We start from the raw sequence: 15,026 nt of genomic DNA, 5'->3' as shown, positions 1-15,026 counted from the left end.
ACTTAACTCAGTATCTTTTCCCTCAACTCTTTCGAGATCTCATCAGTTACTGCCTGTATATTATCAGCAGTCTGCGTATTATTAATAATGATCTTGTGGCAGCCGGTTTTATATGGCAACAAAAACTCTTTATAAGCCGGTACAACGTGGTTTATCCATTTGTACATCACATCATCATGCGAGTAGCCTCGTTCTATTAGGTCGCGTTTAAGGCGGCGTTTTAGGGCAACTTCTTCATCAGCATCCAAAAATATCCTAAGATCGATCAGATCGCCAATACCTTTAAAATGAAAGATAAATAACCCCTCGATGATCAATATCGGCGCAGGTTTTATCTCCAGTATTTTGGGTTCAATGTTAGGGTTGTTAAATGTGTATTCTTCCTTATAGATAGTTTCGCCTGCAACCAGTTTATTGATATCCCGTTCAAACTGATCGTTATCAATGGTTGATGGCTGGTCAAAATCATAAAGCTTATTTTCCTCGGGAGTCATGTTATGCGCTACCGGGAAATAATAATCATCCTGCGATATCAGGCAAACCTCGTCGGCAGAAAAATGATCCAGGAAACGGTTCAAAAAAAACGTCTTTCCGGACCCGCTTCCGCCGGCAATCCCTATTATGTAAGGTTTATTCATTAGGGCTGCCGTAGCTAATGTTTACATGAATACGTTTATCTAATCCGCCGATAGATTCGGCAACATTTTTAGTCATAACCAGGATAACATCCTTTGTGCTTTCATTATCGGTAATATGGCCTACTACTTTGGCAAAAGTAGTACGGTTTGTCATAGGGTTTGTTATTTTTATAACAGTACCTATCGGCGCGGTGCGGTGCAATACCAGTTTTTTGTTAGGATCAAGGCTGGCGTCATCTATCCAAGTAGCTACACCTTTTTCATCCTTTTCATATAAGCCAAATTTATTGGCATTGAATTTACGTTCGGCAATACTATCAGATGCAGAAACATAACTGGTAGAATCGCGCTTTGCTACTGTATTTTCAGGGGCGGGCGGAGCAGCATCTGCAGTACCCGATTGCACCTTTATAATTTGCCCGGGGGTTACAGTAGTACTGGTTAATCCGTTCAATTTGGTAATATCCTCAACAGTTGATGAAAACCTTTTAGCAATAGAATACAGCGTTTCTCCGGCTGATACTTTATAATCCTGCGTTACAATACCACTGCCAGTAGCAGACGGTTGATTATTTGTAGCTGGTTGTTGTTGCTGTTGTACAGGGGGCTGTTGTTGGTTCACTACAGGTGGCGGTGTAACCGCCGGCTTGGTTTGCGGAACAACTGCAGGTTTATTTTGCTGTACTACCGTTGGTTTGGTTACCTCTAAAAACGACCTGTCTGTGGGTACTTTAATAACATCACCTATTTTTAACGGTGCGTTGTTATTGAATTTTATGATATCACCCGGCCTTACATTGTAGCGGCGGCCTATCGAGTAGTAATTATCTTTAGGATCAAGCTTGTGTAATATCACTTTTTTTCCATCGTGGTTTTCAATCCCGATAGAATCTGTTAATATATTTTTAGCAAAAAGTGATGTGGATAGTGTTAGCAGGGGTGTTATGAACAATAAAGCTTTTAATTTCATAATATAATATTATTCAGTTCTTTACAGGTTGATAACCTTTAGTTCTGATTTGTTTTTTATATAAACGAGCCAATTTTTATACAGGATAAACGACTCAGGTTGCATTTTTTGTATATCTGCATTTAATAAATCTTCATAAACCGGGCCGGTTTCATTCATGATATATAAATGTTGTTTTAACTGTCCCGTAATGAAAGTGTGCAAAGATACAATTCTGAAAGTATTGTAATCAAGAGAATGTACAATGTTTCCGTATGGGTTTGCCGGTAATGAAAAACCCGGGTCACCGTCATTTAACATTTGCGGGGCGATGATGTAATTTTCCGCCTCGCGGTCAATGTTCTGGTCAAATTGCCTTATAACCGCGCCGGTTTTAACATCGGCCAGAAATAATTTCCTTGGCTGTATCTGGGTATGATATAAAACAGGGCCGTTTGCAGAAAGGTGATCAAAAGCATAGGTATAATTACTCCAGGCAATTTCGCCGTTTCTATCAACAGCAATAACCCCTTTATGTACCGGCGCGTTTTCTGATTGGTAATTATGCAGTAACAAAATGCCATTATAAGCGGCCTCCATTCCGGTTAACCATCTTTCAGGGGTAGTGTAATCTTTAAAATTGATTTTTCTGTCCGTAAGATCTATTGATGCGAATGAAACCTGTTTGTCAGTTGTCCTTATTTCAAGATTAACGGTATCGGTTAAACTATCAATTTCCATGCGCCAGATCGCCCCGCCAAACTGCTCATTAATGAATGGTAATAGCATAGTCATAAAGGGTACAAATATGCTATTAAAATCAGCAGGATTGGTATCTTTACACAACAAAAGTACATAGTACCTATTATCACTCATACAACAATTTTACACCATGAACGCGAAAGAAATCAGCCTTAAAGAAGGTAAAGTAAAACCGGTAGTTGATCATTTAAATGACCTGCTTGCAAATTATCACATCCATTATCAAAAGCTAAGGGGCTGCCACTGGAATGTTAAGGGCACCAACTTTTTTACCCTGCATGTTAAGTTTGAAGAGCTTTATACCGAAGCCTTGGTAACTATCGATGAACTGGCAGAACGTATTCTTACCCTGGGTAAAGCGCCATACAGTACTTTTGACGATTATATAAAAACATCAACCATTAAAGAGATCAATACCATTGGGTTAAAAGATACCAAGATGGTTAAAGAGATTATTGAAGATATGGCGAAACTAATAGAGTTTGAACGTGAACTATTAGAAATTACCGCTGATGCCGGCGACGACGGTACAAACGATATGGTAAACCGGTTTATGCAATTCCAGGAAAAAAACACCTGGATGCTACGCTCATTTGTTAACGAAGACTAAGCATTTTAATATTATATAAACAAAGAACGCCCACTTAACTAAGCAGGCGTTCTTTGTTTGTGAGCACTTTTAATACCTGTAACCTATAGTAAAAAAGAAATTATTATTGGTTGCGTTTGCGCTTGCAGATGGGGTGGTATCGCCGATATCATAAGGCAAAATGGTTTGACTGCTATTTAAGTGCACATAAGTAGCGTCAATATAATAATTACCCAAACGGTAACCTAAGCCACCGGTTACAATTTTTGTATCAATTCCGCCCGTTTTTAACGGACTGCCTTGTATGGCGTAACCACCACGTAAAGCAAAAGCGTCGGTTATTTTGATCTCGGCCCCGGTATGAAAATTAACGGCCGACTTATAGTTGCTTGCAATAATACCCTGGTCATAAGTATTGGTATAATTGTCATTACTGCTGATATGTGTACCGGCATAGTCAATGTATTCAACATCGCCGGTTATAAAACCATATTTGCCAATAAATACAGATAGCCCACCTGCCGCCTTAAATGCTGTACGCAAATCGTAAGTTAGCGGATACTCCTGCGGGCCGTTTGAAAAATTGCCGTTATTAGCTATGTTGGTTCTTAATCCTTCGCTAAATGAATCATTAACATTTATAAATGTAGGGCTGGTAATTACAGCGCCAACACGTACGCTTTCCAGTATTTTGTACATGATGCCTAACCGTGCATTAAATCCCTCGCCTTTGGTGTTTTGGTATTGCGTATAAGTTGAATTATAAGCGCGATTAGCCGGCACATTGTTTTCTAATACCGATGCCGTGCCTGTTTCGGTAAAACTATTTGTTGATTTATAGCGTAGTTCTGTAACACCTACGCCTAAACCCAGGTACAATTTATTGCTGTAATTAGCCCCGACAGAAAAATCGTAAGCGCTTTGGCCGCCAACCCTTGTAATATTACCTGCCTGTAATTCGCCGGGAATTGCGTTACCTTGATAAGTATAGTTTGAGCCGCCACCCGCGCCATACGCGTCTATCAATTTTTGATCAAAAGCCCATGCCTGTAAATTATCCGAGCCAATACCAAGGTCGTTGGCGAGTTTAGCATAATAATCCGCAATGGAATTGTTGTTGTTTTTAGCGCCATATTGAACACTCTCATAAAAATTATTGGTGCGGTTATAAGCTATACCGAAATTTACGCTTAACCAACCTTTAGTTTTGTCCTGGCCCGGCGGGGTATTTAAGCGGTTATAAAAAACAATAGCGGCATTACTCATATTGACGCTGTTGTCGGTGGCAGACGATGCTTGGCCCAAATAGGTGGCTTTATTGGTATTGCCGTCAAATTCGGGCGTTATGCTCAGTTCTGAGTGGGTAAAATATCCTAAGCCGGCCGGGTTGCCACTTACGGAGCTTAAATCGCCACCAATAGCGGTACCCGCATTACCAATAGCTTTTATGCGCGATGTTGAACTGGTTTGAAATGTGGAAAAGCGGATAGCATCTTTAGCATATTGGGCAAAACCGTTATTGCTAACTGCTGCTAACGCAATTGCAAAAAGTAGAAATTTATATCTCATAGATGTTGTTATTATGGCCTTACCGGTCTGCCGCCGCCACCACTTGCAGCACCACCGCCGCCAGAACTGCCGGAGCTACCTGAACTGCTTGATGAACTTGTACTGGGTGGGGGTGAGTAACGTTCGATAGTTTGTTGTTGCTGGATCACCGGCCTTGGGTTGTCCTGACGGATGATACGGTTGCCATTACCTGTCGGATTAACGTACGCTGTCGAATTGATGCCCGGGCGGCCCGGATACACCGCATAGCTGCCGCCGGGACGCCTGCTGCCTGTAAATGCCGTATTGCCATTATTATTAGTCGATGTGCCGTTCCCGCGGCTAAAATTTAAACCGGCAGATGATGATGGCCGTGAACCTGAAGATACCCCAATTTTATTGAAAACAAGCCCCCCTGAATTTGCCCGACTGAACCTATCACCTGCGTGAGATCTTTTATGACTGACGCGGCCACCGCCACCGTATATATAGCTTGAATAAGCTACACCATAACCATAATTATCATATCCGCCAAAATCACCATAGCCAAAATCATATGCAGAATATATACCCAGATCATCATAAGCGTCTGCATAATCATCATCACCATTATCTATCTGTTCGGTGGCTGATGTATTTGCAGGTGGAGGCGTAGCATAGTCATTTGATGCGTAGTCATAGTAAAAGTCATCGCTATAATCAAAAGGGGTAAGGTAGCTAAACCTGTCTATGCGCGATTTATAGTCGCCATAATAATAGTAATCATCATTATTGGTATAGCTATTTTGTGCGTATTGCGGTTGAGGATCGAATGAGTCGCCTGCTTTTGCCTTGGTGTAATAAACGTCATCGCCAATGGTTTGTGTTTTGGCCAGGTTGTTCATGGATGAGCAGGAACTCAGTGCAATAGCGATGATAATAATAATTCCTAAAGGCAGGATGGTTTTCATTTTTTCAAGCGTTGGTTATAAATATATAACTAATATTTGCCGGCAAGGTTTAATTTGACGTTCTGATAACGTATAAATTTATAAATTTGACCACAATAATAAGTAATTAAACAGTCAAAATCTATTCCACAAACAAATGAGTAAAGGCGTTATTAGTAAAGATGAAGATTATTCGCAATGGTATAACGATCTGGTTATAAAGGCCGATATGGCCGAGTATTCGCCGGTTAGGGGTTGTATGATCATTAAGCCGTACGGATATTCCATCTGGGAAAAAATGCAGGGCGTATTAGACAAAATGTTTAAAGACACAGGCCACAGCAATGCTTATTTCCCGCTGCTGATACCCAAATCTTTTTTCTCAAAAGAAGCCAGTCACGTAGAAGGTTTTGCAAAAGAATGTGCCGTGGTTACCCACTATCGTCTAAAAAATGATGGCAGCGGTAATATTATAGTTGATGAAGAAGCTAAACTGGAAGAAGAACTGATCATTCGCCCAACATCAGAAACTATTATCTGGAATACCTACAGGGGCTGGATCCAATCATACCGCGACCTGCCGATACTGGTAAACCAATGGGCCAACGTAATGCGTTGGGAAATGCGTACGCGTTTATTCTTACGTACCAGCGAGTTTTTATGGCAGGAAGGGCACACCGCCCATGCTACTGCAGATGAGGCCGTTGCCGAAACCGAACAAATGCTTGAAGTATATGCCGATTTTGTGGAGAACTTTTTGGCATTACCTGTTGTAAAGGGCCGTAAAACACCAAATGAGCGTTTTGCAGGTGCATTGGATACTTATTGCATAGAAGCATTAATGCAAGACGGTAAAGCTTTACAAGCGGGCACATCTCACTTTTTAGGGCAGAATTTTGCTAAAGCGTTCGACGTTAAATTTACTAACAAAGAAAATAAACTGGATTACGTTTGGGCTACCTCTTGGGGTGTATCAACCCGTTTAATAGGTGCGTTGATCATGGCGCACTCTGACGATGCAGGCCTTGTTTTGCCGCCAAAACTGGCGCCGATACAGGTAGTTGTTGTGCCGATATATAAACATGACGAGGAGTTAGCTAACATAACCACATATGTAAATGGTCTTCGTAAAGAATTGATAGCTAAAGGTATATCTGTAAAATTTGACAATCGTGATACACATCGTCCCGGAGCTAAATTTGCAGAGTATGAATTAAAAGGAGTGCCATTGCGTGTAGCCATCGGCAGCCGTGATATGCAAAACGGTACTGTAGAACTTGCGCGCCGAGATACCAAGACAAAAGAAACTGTTAGCCAGGAAGGCTTGGCCGGTCATATCGAAAAGTTGCTGGAAGAAATTCAGGCAAACATCTACCAAAAAGCCGCAAACTTCCGCACAGAAAATACTACCGAGGTTGACACTTACGAAGAATTTAAACGCTTACTGGATGAAAAACCGGGTTTCCTGTCAGCACACTGGGATGGCACATCAGAAACCGAGCAACGCATAAAAGACGAAACCAAGGCTACCATACGCTGTATACCTTTAAATAATAAACAGGAAGAAGGTAAATGTATTTTGACAGGCAAACCGTCAACGCAACGGGTTTTGTTTGCAAGGGCATATTAACCCCCCGGCCCCCTGAAGGGGGAGCTTAATAAAAGGGTGGTAAGATGTTAAATAATATATAATGTGTGTTCGGCATATTCCGACACGTTAATCAAAAAGGACCCCCTTTAGGGGGCTGAGGGGGCATGAAATTCGCGACAAAAGCAATACACGCAGGGCAAGAGCCTGATCCATCAACCGGCGCGGTAATGACGCCGATATACCAGACATCAACCTACTGGCAAAAATCGCCGGGCGATCACCAGGGGTATGAATATTCGCGCGGGACAAATCCTACACGTAAAGCGTTGGAGAACTGCCTGGCAGCATTAGAGAACGCTCAATTCGGACTTGCTTTCTCAAGCGGTATGGGTGCTACCGATGCTGTAATGAAACTGTTATTGCCCGGCGACGAAGTAATAACCGGTGATGACCTGTATGGCGGTTCGTACCGTATGTTTACCAAGATCTTTGCTAATTACGGTATCAAGTTCCATTTCCTGGACCTGTCAGATCCCGAGATCATCCGTGAGCATACAAACGCTAACACCAGACTGATCTGGATAGAAACGCCAACCAATCCAACGATGCAGATTGTAGATATAGCGGCGGTGACAAAGATCGGTAAGGAAAAAGGGCTGCTAACCGTGGTAGATAATACTTTCGCTTCGCCATACCTGCAAAACCCGATCGACCTTGGTGCCGATATCGTAATGCATTCAGTCACCAAATATATTGGCGGCCACTCAGACGTGGTAATGGGCGCTTTAATGACAAATAACGAAGACCTTTATAAACGCCTTTTCTTTATCTATAACGCTTGCGGTGCTACACCGGGGCCTATGGATAGCTTTTTGGTACTGCGGGGCATAAAAACGCTGCACCTGCGTATGAAAGCGCATTGCGATAACGGCCGTAAAATAGCCGAATTCCTGAAAACGCATCCAAAAGTAGACAAGATCTACTGGCCTGGCTTTGCAGATCATCCAAACCACGAGATCGCAAAAAAACAAATGCGCGATTTTGGCGGCATGATCTCTATTACCTTAAAAGATGCTGATTTGAAAGAAACATTCCGCGTAGCGTCCTCATTTAAAGTGTTCTCATTAGCCGAATCATTGGGCGGTGTTGAATCATTGATCAATCACCCCGTTACCATGACCCACGCGTCTATCCCAAAAGAAGCGCGCGAAAAAGTTGGCGTGGTTGATAACCTGCTGCGCTTAAGCGTAGGGGTAGAGGATGTGGATGATTTATTGGATGATTTGAAACAAGCGCTTTCTTAAAATAGATCAACTGTTAAATTTGTTTGTCATTCTGAGCATAGCGAAGAATCTTATACGTCTTACTTACGGCGCTTACAGGATTCTTCGCTATGCTCAGAATGACAAAGTTTTTTAAAAAATGATAGAAAACCTTCGTTCCTTTCTCGACGTCAAAGTAGCCCAATATAACCAACCCGGTTTTATTGCAAATGACCCAGTATCCATTCCGCACATGTTCACAAAAAAACAGGATATCGAGATCATGGGTTTTTGGGCGGCTACTTTAGCCTGGGGGCAGCGGGTAACTATCATCAATAAGTGCAAAGAGTTGATCGCTTTAATGGACGGCGCGCCTTATGATTTTATCATTAATCATGAAGAGATTGACCTGAAGAAACTATTGCATTTTAAACACCGCACTTTTAATGATATAGACACACTGTATTTTATTAGTTTCTTCCGGTACCATTATGAGCGTCATGAATCTTTAGAAGATGCGTTCATACCCCCCAACTCCCTGAAGGAGGAGTTGAATGGCGTGGTGGAGAATTGTCTTAATCATTTTAGAAAGTACTTTTTTTCATTGCCGGATTACCCGCACCGCACCAAAAAACACGTATCATCGCCATCGCAAAAATCAACCTGTAAACGACTTAATATGTTTTTGCGCTGGATGGTACGCAAGGATGATAACGGTGTTGACTTCGGTATCTGGAACCAAATTAAACCATCAGACCTGATCATGCCCTGCGATCTGCACGTTGATAGGGTAGCACGTAAACTTAACCTCATTACCCGCAAACAAACCGACTGGCAAACTGCGATCGAGCTAACTGAACACTTACGTGAGTTTGACCCTGCCGATCCTGTTAAATATGATTTTGCCCTGTTTGGTTTAGGCATTGAAGAACGTTGGGGTGCTAACGAAATTATTTCGATATTGTAAAAAGTTAAGGCACTAAGAGCGTCGTCATGCTGAGCCGGTCGAAGCATAGTGTGCAAAGGCCTTCACGCTTATCCTTCGACAAGTTCAGGATGACACCCTTTTTATATTTGAAATATGCAACCCGACAACTCCATGTCACAATTCTTAACCGGTAAATCGCCGCATACCTTAGCGCTGTTTCATCATTTTATCAACGAGTTTGAAAAGATAGGCCCTGTCACTGTTGAGCCCACCAAAACCATGATCGGTATCTCTAACGCACATAAACGCATTGCCTGGGTAACTCAATTAGGTAAAAATTTTATTCACGTAGTTTTCCCGTTCAAACAGCATTATGACGATAATATGTGCTTCCAGAAAGTAGGACAGGTGCCCGGTCAGCAGCAATTTAATCACCACCTTAGGATTTTAAATACTGATGATATCAATGAAGAAGTTTTAGGGTTTATGCAGCTGGCTTTTGATCTTGAATGAAAGGTATTTATTCGCCCGTCGCGCCTGTGTTTTAGCTAATTTGATGTATATTTGGTCATGCCTGCTTCCTATCCAATAAAATTTACCTGTCAAATATTACTGTCTGTTTTTTTATTGTTCATACCAGTTGTTGTTTTTGCCCAGTCGGGCTATGACGTATCCGGTGTTGTTACCGGCGAAAAAGGTGAACCTGTTAAAAGCGCCACGGTTTTTATCGGCGGATCAGAACGGGTTACCCATACCGGCGAAGATGGTCGTTTCATATTCAGCAATGTGCCCCAAGGCACTTTTCAACTTTCTGTGCAGGTACTTGGCTACAGCCCGTTAACCCGCAATATTATAGTTAAAGCAGCGCCCCTTAATGTCGACCTGCAACTGAGCGTAAAATCAATAGTACTTCAAGGCGTACAAATAGGCAAGAAAAGCGCGTGGGCAATTAACTTCAAAATATTTAAAGAAAACTTTTTGGGCGAGTCTGCCAATGCCAGGCAGTGTGTTATTGTTAACCCCAAGGTTATAAACTTCAGCACAAAAAAAGGGCTGCTGTTGGCTGATGCCGATGATTTTTTAATTATAGAAAATAAGCGCCTGGGTTACAGACTTCGTTACCAGCTGGAAGATTTTGGGTACAACTCGGTAGAAGATATAGCACTGTATCATGGCGAATGCACCTTTGAAGATCTTGACGGAACAGATGAACAGAAGAAAGAATGGGCAAAAAATCGTTTGGATACTTATAAAGGCTCATTTACGCACTTTCTGCGGTCGGTATACAGTAACAAGGTTTTAGAAAACGGCTTTATAGCCAGGCCATTGTATGGATATGGATCAGAAAGAGTTAACCCGGATATAGAAGACCGTGATAAACTGGTAATAAACGATACCCAGGTAAAGTTTGACTCGCTCGTAGCCTCTATTGATACCAGTTTTAAATCATTTAAGTTTAAACAATTATACGTTCTGTATGATCCGCAAAAGGCACGGGCTTTTTTCTCGAACGCGTCTAATAAAACAAAAACTGTAATAATTGATAATAAAGCAACGGTGCTGAAGCTGGCATCAGACGCCGCTGTAATAGACAGAAAAGGAAGTTATACAGATTACCGGGATTTCTTTATTTACGGCAACTGGGCAAAAGCAAGGTTGGCCGACCAATTACCTGTCGAATATCAGCCACCTTTTATCCCTTTAGGGCAAAAAGATTACCCTACCGATAAGCTGGTTGCTAAGCTTCAAAAATGGCGGGATAGCATTCCGCAGGAAAAACTATACCTGCAATTGGATAAACCCTGTTATGCGCACAGCGATACCATTTGGTTTAAAGGTTACCTTACCATTGGCAGCAGGCATGAACGTTCTGCCTTAAGCGGCGCTGTTTATGTAGACCTGATCGATCAACAGAATGAAGTGATCAATGAACTGAAACTACCGGTTGTTTCAGGGATGATGACCGGCAACTTTGTACTTGACGATACCTTGAAAGATGGCAGATACCGCATACGTGCCTTTACCCGTTGGATGCGAAACGCGGGAGAAGACTACTTTTTTGACCAGGCAATAAACGTCGGTAATCCGGATAAAACCGGGATGCAAAAAGATAAGAACAGCGATCTGCAAAAAACAGATATACAATTTTTCCCGGAAGGTGGCAGCCTGGTAAATGGCCTTTCTTCAAGAGTAAGCTTTAAGTCGGTCGGAGTGAGCGGACTCGGGCAAGTTATCAGCGGTAAAGTCACCGATAATGACCATAAAGAAGTAGCGGATATTGTTACCTTACATGCCGGCATGGGCAGCTTTTTATTGAAGCCTTTATCCGGCAAAACCTATACCGCCAATATCAATTTTGCTGACGGATCAACCAAATCCATTGCGTTACCGACTGCTTTGAATGATGGTTATGTACTTAATGTGTATCAGCCCAACCGCGACAGTATATTGGTACGCGTACGTGCATCTGCTACGCTGCAGGCATCAACCATTTACCTGGTGGTACACAGTAGTGGGGAGATCATCTCTGCATTACCGATAGTATTTAGCGGCGCTGTGTCATCCATTTGGCTGGATAAAAGGGCTTTCCCCAGCGGGATAGCCCAATTTACCATTTTCAACGCCAATAATGAGCCCCTTAATGAGCGTAAAGCGTTTATCAAGACCGATGATCACATGAAGCTGACCGTTAAGGCAACTAAACCCGCTTATAAAAGCAGGGAGCATGTGCAACTTAACTTAGATGCTAATGACAGCGACGATAAACCAACTTTCGGCAATTTTTCTGTGACCGTTACCGATGAAAGTAAGGTGCTTGTTGATGAAAATAGCGAGAGTACCATCTTCTCTAACATTTTGCTGAAGTCAGATCTTAAAGGCTATATAGAAAAACCTAATTACTATTTCACTGCCGATACAGATACTGTAAATATTGCGCTGGATAACCTGATGCTTACACAGGGCTATCGCAGGTTTGAATGGAAGTTGCTGGATAATATGAATTTTAAACCGGCTTTTGCTGCAGAAGGCCTGGGCTCTACGGTATCAGGTTTGGTTACCACATTAAGCCATCAGCCTTTGGCTAAAGCTAATGTGCTCATTGCGTCAGTCAAAGCCGGATTTAAAAGAGATACAGTTACGGATGCTAACGGCAGGTTTAAGTTTGATAAAATGTTTATTGGTGACAGCCTTAAATTCGCGGTGCAGGCCCTTGATACCAAGGGCAGCGATAAAGTAATCATTACTTTAGACAGCATTGCGCAAATAAAGCTCGATGGTAACAACGGTAAAATCAATAAAATAATTACCGCAAGTAGCGTTTATCCAAAAAATGATGACGAGGACAGGCAAACAATAGTTGGTTTAAAAGGAAACACCGTATTAAAACAGGTCAATATCAAAACACAGGAAATAAAAAAAGCAAGTAAAATCATAGCACCCCAGAGTACCTTCCAGGTACCTGAACAAGGCGCTGATCAAACCATTACCATTGCCAACCCTGAAAGTTATATCGACCTGACGAGGGCTTTAGAGGCCAATTTACCGGGGATACGTGTTGATATTGATGAGAATGGTTATAATGAACTGGTAAGCACCCGGCCATCAAATAGTTTGCTCAATGCAAGTAACAATGCCAACAAAAATGTGGGTAAAGAAATAGGCTTGATAGTAAACGGAAGAAAAATAACAAGCAAAGGCGAACTTGATGAGATATTGCAGGGCAGTATCTTGCCCGAAGATATAGCAAAAATTGAGATAGTGAGAACCAACGTAGCTGTGATGAATTACCTGCACAGCCCTGACGAACCGGGCGGAGGCTATGCTGGCTATGTTTTACTCTTTACAAAATTAGGATCTTCAAAAAGGCAGTACAACCCTAATATGGCCAACATTACGCCCAGGGGCTTCAACAAGGTGCGCACTTTTTATTCTCCGCATTACGACCACCCCGAAGTCAGCAATAACCAACCCGACCAGCGTACAACAATCTACTGGAAGCCATACCTTAATACGGATGCTACAGGTAAGGCTACTTTTGATTTCTACAATGCCGATAGCCCGGGAAAATACAGGGTAGTTGTAGAGGGTATTAGCGCCAACGGCGAGTTAGGCAGGCAGGTATATACTTATAAAGTTGAGTGATATATGAAGCTGTAGTCATGGCTTTGATATAATCAGCATTTAATAATAACAGGCTTCATAACTATAAATATTAGATTGTATATTTGATCAACCTAATACCTATCTTATGAAAACCATCTGCCAATTGTTTTTCTATACAATTTTATTGCTTGCATGTAACCGGGTATTAGCCCAGGAGGGATACACTGTGTCAGGGGTGGTCACTAATGAAAAAGGTGAGCCGCAAAAAAGCGCGACTGTTTTCATAGGCGGCTCAGAACGGGTAATGCCTACCGACGAAAACGGCATGTTTAATTTTGCCAATGTACCTTCCGGGACCTTTCAAATTTCTGTACAAATGCTTGGTTATGCTTCAGCAACGCGAAACATTATCATAAAAAATTCTTCGGTGAAAGTTGATATACAGTTGCAGCCAAAATCTACAACGCTTAAAGAGGTAGTTATAGGGGATAATGACGCATGGAATAAAAACTTTAATGTGTTTAAAAGAACCTTTTTAGGCGAATCGAAAAATGCTAAGCAATGTGTTATTGTTAACCCCAAAGTGATAAACTTTAGCACCAGGAAAGGGTTTTTACTGGCGGATGCCGATGATTTTCTGATCATAGAAAATCCAAGACTGGGGTACCGCGTCCGTTACCTGCTTACCGGGTTTACTTATAATTATGCCGAGCAAATTACTTTATATCATGGTGAATGCACCTTTGAAGAACTGGGCGGGAGCGACGAACAAAAAAAAGAATGGGCAAAAAACCGTTTGGCGGCTTATCAAGGGTCATTTATGCATTTTTTACGCTCGGTTTATGCTAATAATACCTTAGAAAACGGCTTTATTACCCGGCCATCAGACGGTTTCCTTACATTTAAATTTGATGAATCGTTGGTACAGATCCCCGACAAGGTCATCGTAAAAGATCGCCCGGTGATGTTCGATTCGCTGCTTACTGCAATTGACACCAATTTCGCTTCGTTCAAATTCAGGCGGGATATTTATGTTAATTATGAACCAAAACAATTGGCACACTTTAAGGACCGAAATAATGATATACTGCAAACCATTCATATCGACCCAACCGGATCTGTGTTGAGGTTAATGACCGACCAGGCCATTATCGACAAAAAAGGCAGTTATACTGATTACCGTGACTTTTTTATTCAAGGCTATTGGGGAAAGGCCCGGGTGGGTGACCAGTTACCGGTTGAATACCAACCACCTGTGCCAGACATTCCGCGCCGGGTAGTAGCTATTAACCCCTTGCTTGTTTCTTTGCAAAAATGGACGGACAGCATCCCGCAGGAAAAAGCCTACCTGCACTTGGATAAACCGTATTATGTACCCGGCGATACCATTTGGTTTAAAGGATACCTAACCACGGGCAGCAGGCACCGGTTATCACCTTTGAGCGGCGCAGTTTATGTAGATCTGATTAACGATCAGGATCAGGCCGTAAAAACGTTGAAATTGCCGGCAGATTCAGGAACCGTTGCGGGCGACTTGATATTGGACGATGAGATCAAAGCGGGAAGCTATCGCATAAGGGCCTATACCCAATGGATGCGCAATGCCGGCGAAGATTATTTCTTTAACCGGATATTTACTATAGGCAATCCTTTACAAACAGAAAAAGATAAAAAAGCACTAAAACCATCACGACAACAACCGCTGCGACAACCCGACGTGCAATTC

Annotated in this window: 12 protein-coding genes; 7 read left to right on the top strand and 5 right to left on the bottom strand. The window is 42.2% G+C overall.

Going from position 1 to position 15,026, the window contains the following annotated elements; translation table 11 throughout:
• Positions 1-2 precede the first annotated feature (2 nt).
• Genes FO440_RS20775 through FO440_RS20765 form a run of 3 tightly spaced genes read right to left on the bottom strand, consistent with a single transcriptional unit; the run spans position 3 to position 2,382 of the window.
• On the bottom strand, positions 3-638 hold the full coding sequence (locus tag FO440_RS20775) for a uridine kinase family protein (protein ID WP_144250236.1): 636 nt from the start codon (positions 636-638) through the stop codon (positions 3-5).
• Positions 631-1,608, bottom strand: a complete 978-nt coding sequence (locus FO440_RS20770) for a LysM peptidoglycan-binding domain-containing protein (RefSeq protein WP_144250235.1) — start codon at positions 1,606-1,608, stop codon at positions 631-633. Before FO440_RS20770 ends, FO440_RS20775 begins: the two co-directional genes overlap by 8 nt.
• Before the next feature lie 21 nt (positions 1,609-1,629).
• Positions 1,630-2,382, bottom strand: coding sequence for a DUF4905 domain-containing protein (locus FO440_RS20765; protein WP_222104028.1), 753 nt, complete (start codon positions 2,380-2,382; stop codon positions 1,630-1,632).
• 97 nt (positions 2,383-2,479) lie between these two features.
• On the opposite strand from FO440_RS20765, the gene FO440_RS20760 reads away from it, so the two are divergent.
• Positions 2,480-2,959, top strand: coding sequence for a Dps family protein (locus tag FO440_RS20760; RefSeq protein WP_144250233.1), 480 nt, complete (start codon positions 2,480-2,482; stop codon positions 2,957-2,959).
• 69 nt (positions 2,960-3,028) lie between these two features.
• Here FO440_RS20760 and FO440_RS20755 read toward each other — a convergent pair whose 3' ends face one another.
• Both FO440_RS20755 and FO440_RS20750 read right to left on the bottom strand, forming a co-directional pair.
• Positions 3,029-4,507: an OmpP1/FadL family transporter gene (locus FO440_RS20755; RefSeq protein WP_144250232.1), complete on the bottom strand. Its 1,479-nt coding sequence runs from the start codon at positions 4,505-4,507 to the stop codon at positions 3,029-3,031.
• An 11-nt stretch (positions 4,508-4,518) separates the two neighbouring features.
• Positions 4,519-5,436, bottom strand: coding sequence for a hypothetical protein (locus FO440_RS20750; RefSeq protein ID WP_144250231.1), 918 nt, complete (start codon positions 5,434-5,436; stop codon positions 4,519-4,521).
• Positions 5,437-5,572: 136 nt separating this feature from the next.
• Here FO440_RS20750 and proS point away from each other — a divergent pair, with 136 nt between their 5' ends.
• The 6 genes from proS to FO440_RS20720 all read left to right on the top strand — a co-directional run.
• Positions 5,573-7,045, top strand: a complete 1,473-nt coding sequence (proS, locus tag FO440_RS20745; RefSeq protein ID WP_144250230.1) for a proline--tRNA ligase — start codon at positions 5,573-5,575, stop codon at positions 7,043-7,045.
• A gap of 125 nt (positions 7,046-7,170) precedes the next feature.
• Positions 7,171-8,310: a cystathionine gamma-synthase gene (locus FO440_RS20740; protein ID WP_144250229.1), complete on the top strand. Its 1,140-nt coding sequence runs from the start codon at positions 7,171-7,173 to the stop codon at positions 8,308-8,310.
• Between the two features lie 118 nt (positions 8,311-8,428).
• Positions 8,429-9,235, top strand: a complete 807-nt coding sequence (locus tag FO440_RS20735; protein ID WP_144250228.1) for a TIGR02757 family protein — start codon at positions 8,429-8,431, stop codon at positions 9,233-9,235.
• A gap of 114 nt (positions 9,236-9,349) precedes the next feature.
• Positions 9,350-9,709, top strand: coding sequence for a DUF5655 domain-containing protein (locus FO440_RS20730; RefSeq protein ID WP_246104289.1), 360 nt, complete (start codon positions 9,350-9,352; stop codon positions 9,707-9,709).
• Positions 9,710-9,823: 114 nt separating this feature from the next.
• Positions 9,824-13,339, top strand: coding sequence for a carboxypeptidase-like regulatory domain-containing protein (locus FO440_RS20725; protein ID WP_186292737.1), 3,516 nt, complete (start codon positions 9,824-9,826; stop codon positions 13,337-13,339).
• A gap of 106 nt (positions 13,340-13,445) precedes the next feature.
• The coding region (locus tag FO440_RS20720; protein WP_144250226.1) for a carboxypeptidase-like regulatory domain-containing protein at positions 13,446-15,026 on the top strand (1,581 nt) is incomplete at its 3' end.

Origin of the sequence: Mucilaginibacter corticis (assembly GCF_007558865.1) — a bacterium.
In the GTDB taxonomy this organism is placed as follows: domain Bacteria; phylum Bacteroidota; class Bacteroidia; order Sphingobacteriales; family Sphingobacteriaceae; genus Mucilaginibacter; species Mucilaginibacter corticis.
The sequence above is the reverse complement of the archived record's forward strand: the minus strand, read 5'-3'. Positions and strand labels throughout refer to the sequence as shown.

Bases quoted from the DNA above. Each gene is read 5' to 3' on its own strand.
- FO440_RS20765 (WP_222104028.1), bottom strand. From the start codon at position 2,382: ATGACTATGCTATTACCATTCATTAATGAGCAGTTTGGCGGGGCGATC.
- FO440_RS20740 (WP_144250229.1), top strand. From the start codon at position 7,171: ATGAAATTCGCGACAAAAGCAATACACGCAGGGCAAGAGCCTGATCCA.
- proS (WP_144250230.1), top strand. From the start codon at position 5,573: ATGAGTAAAGGCGTTATTAGTAAAGATGAAGATTATTCGCAATGGTAT.
- FO440_RS20770 (WP_144250235.1), bottom strand. From the start codon at position 1,608: ATGAAATTAAAAGCTTTATTGTTCATAACACCCCTGCTAACACTATCC.
- FO440_RS20750 (WP_144250231.1), bottom strand. From the start codon at position 5,436: ATGAAAACCATCCTGCCTTTAGGAATTATTATTATCATCGCTATTGCA.
- FO440_RS20760 (WP_144250233.1), top strand. From the start codon at position 2,480: ATGAACGCGAAAGAAATCAGCCTTAAAGAAGGTAAAGTAAAACCGGTA.
- FO440_RS20755 (WP_144250232.1), bottom strand. From the start codon at position 4,507: ATGAGATATAAATTTCTACTTTTTGCAATTGCGTTAGCAGCAGTTAGC.
- FO440_RS20775 (WP_144250236.1), bottom strand. From the start codon at position 638: ATGAATAAACCTTACATAATAGGGATTGCCGGCGGAAGCGGGTCCGGA.
- FO440_RS20735 (WP_144250228.1), top strand. From the start codon at position 8,429: ATGATAGAAAACCTTCGTTCCTTTCTCGACGTCAAAGTAGCCCAATAT.
- FO440_RS20730 (WP_246104289.1), top strand. From the start codon at position 9,350: ATGCAACCCGACAACTCCATGTCACAATTCTTAACCGGTAAATCGCCG.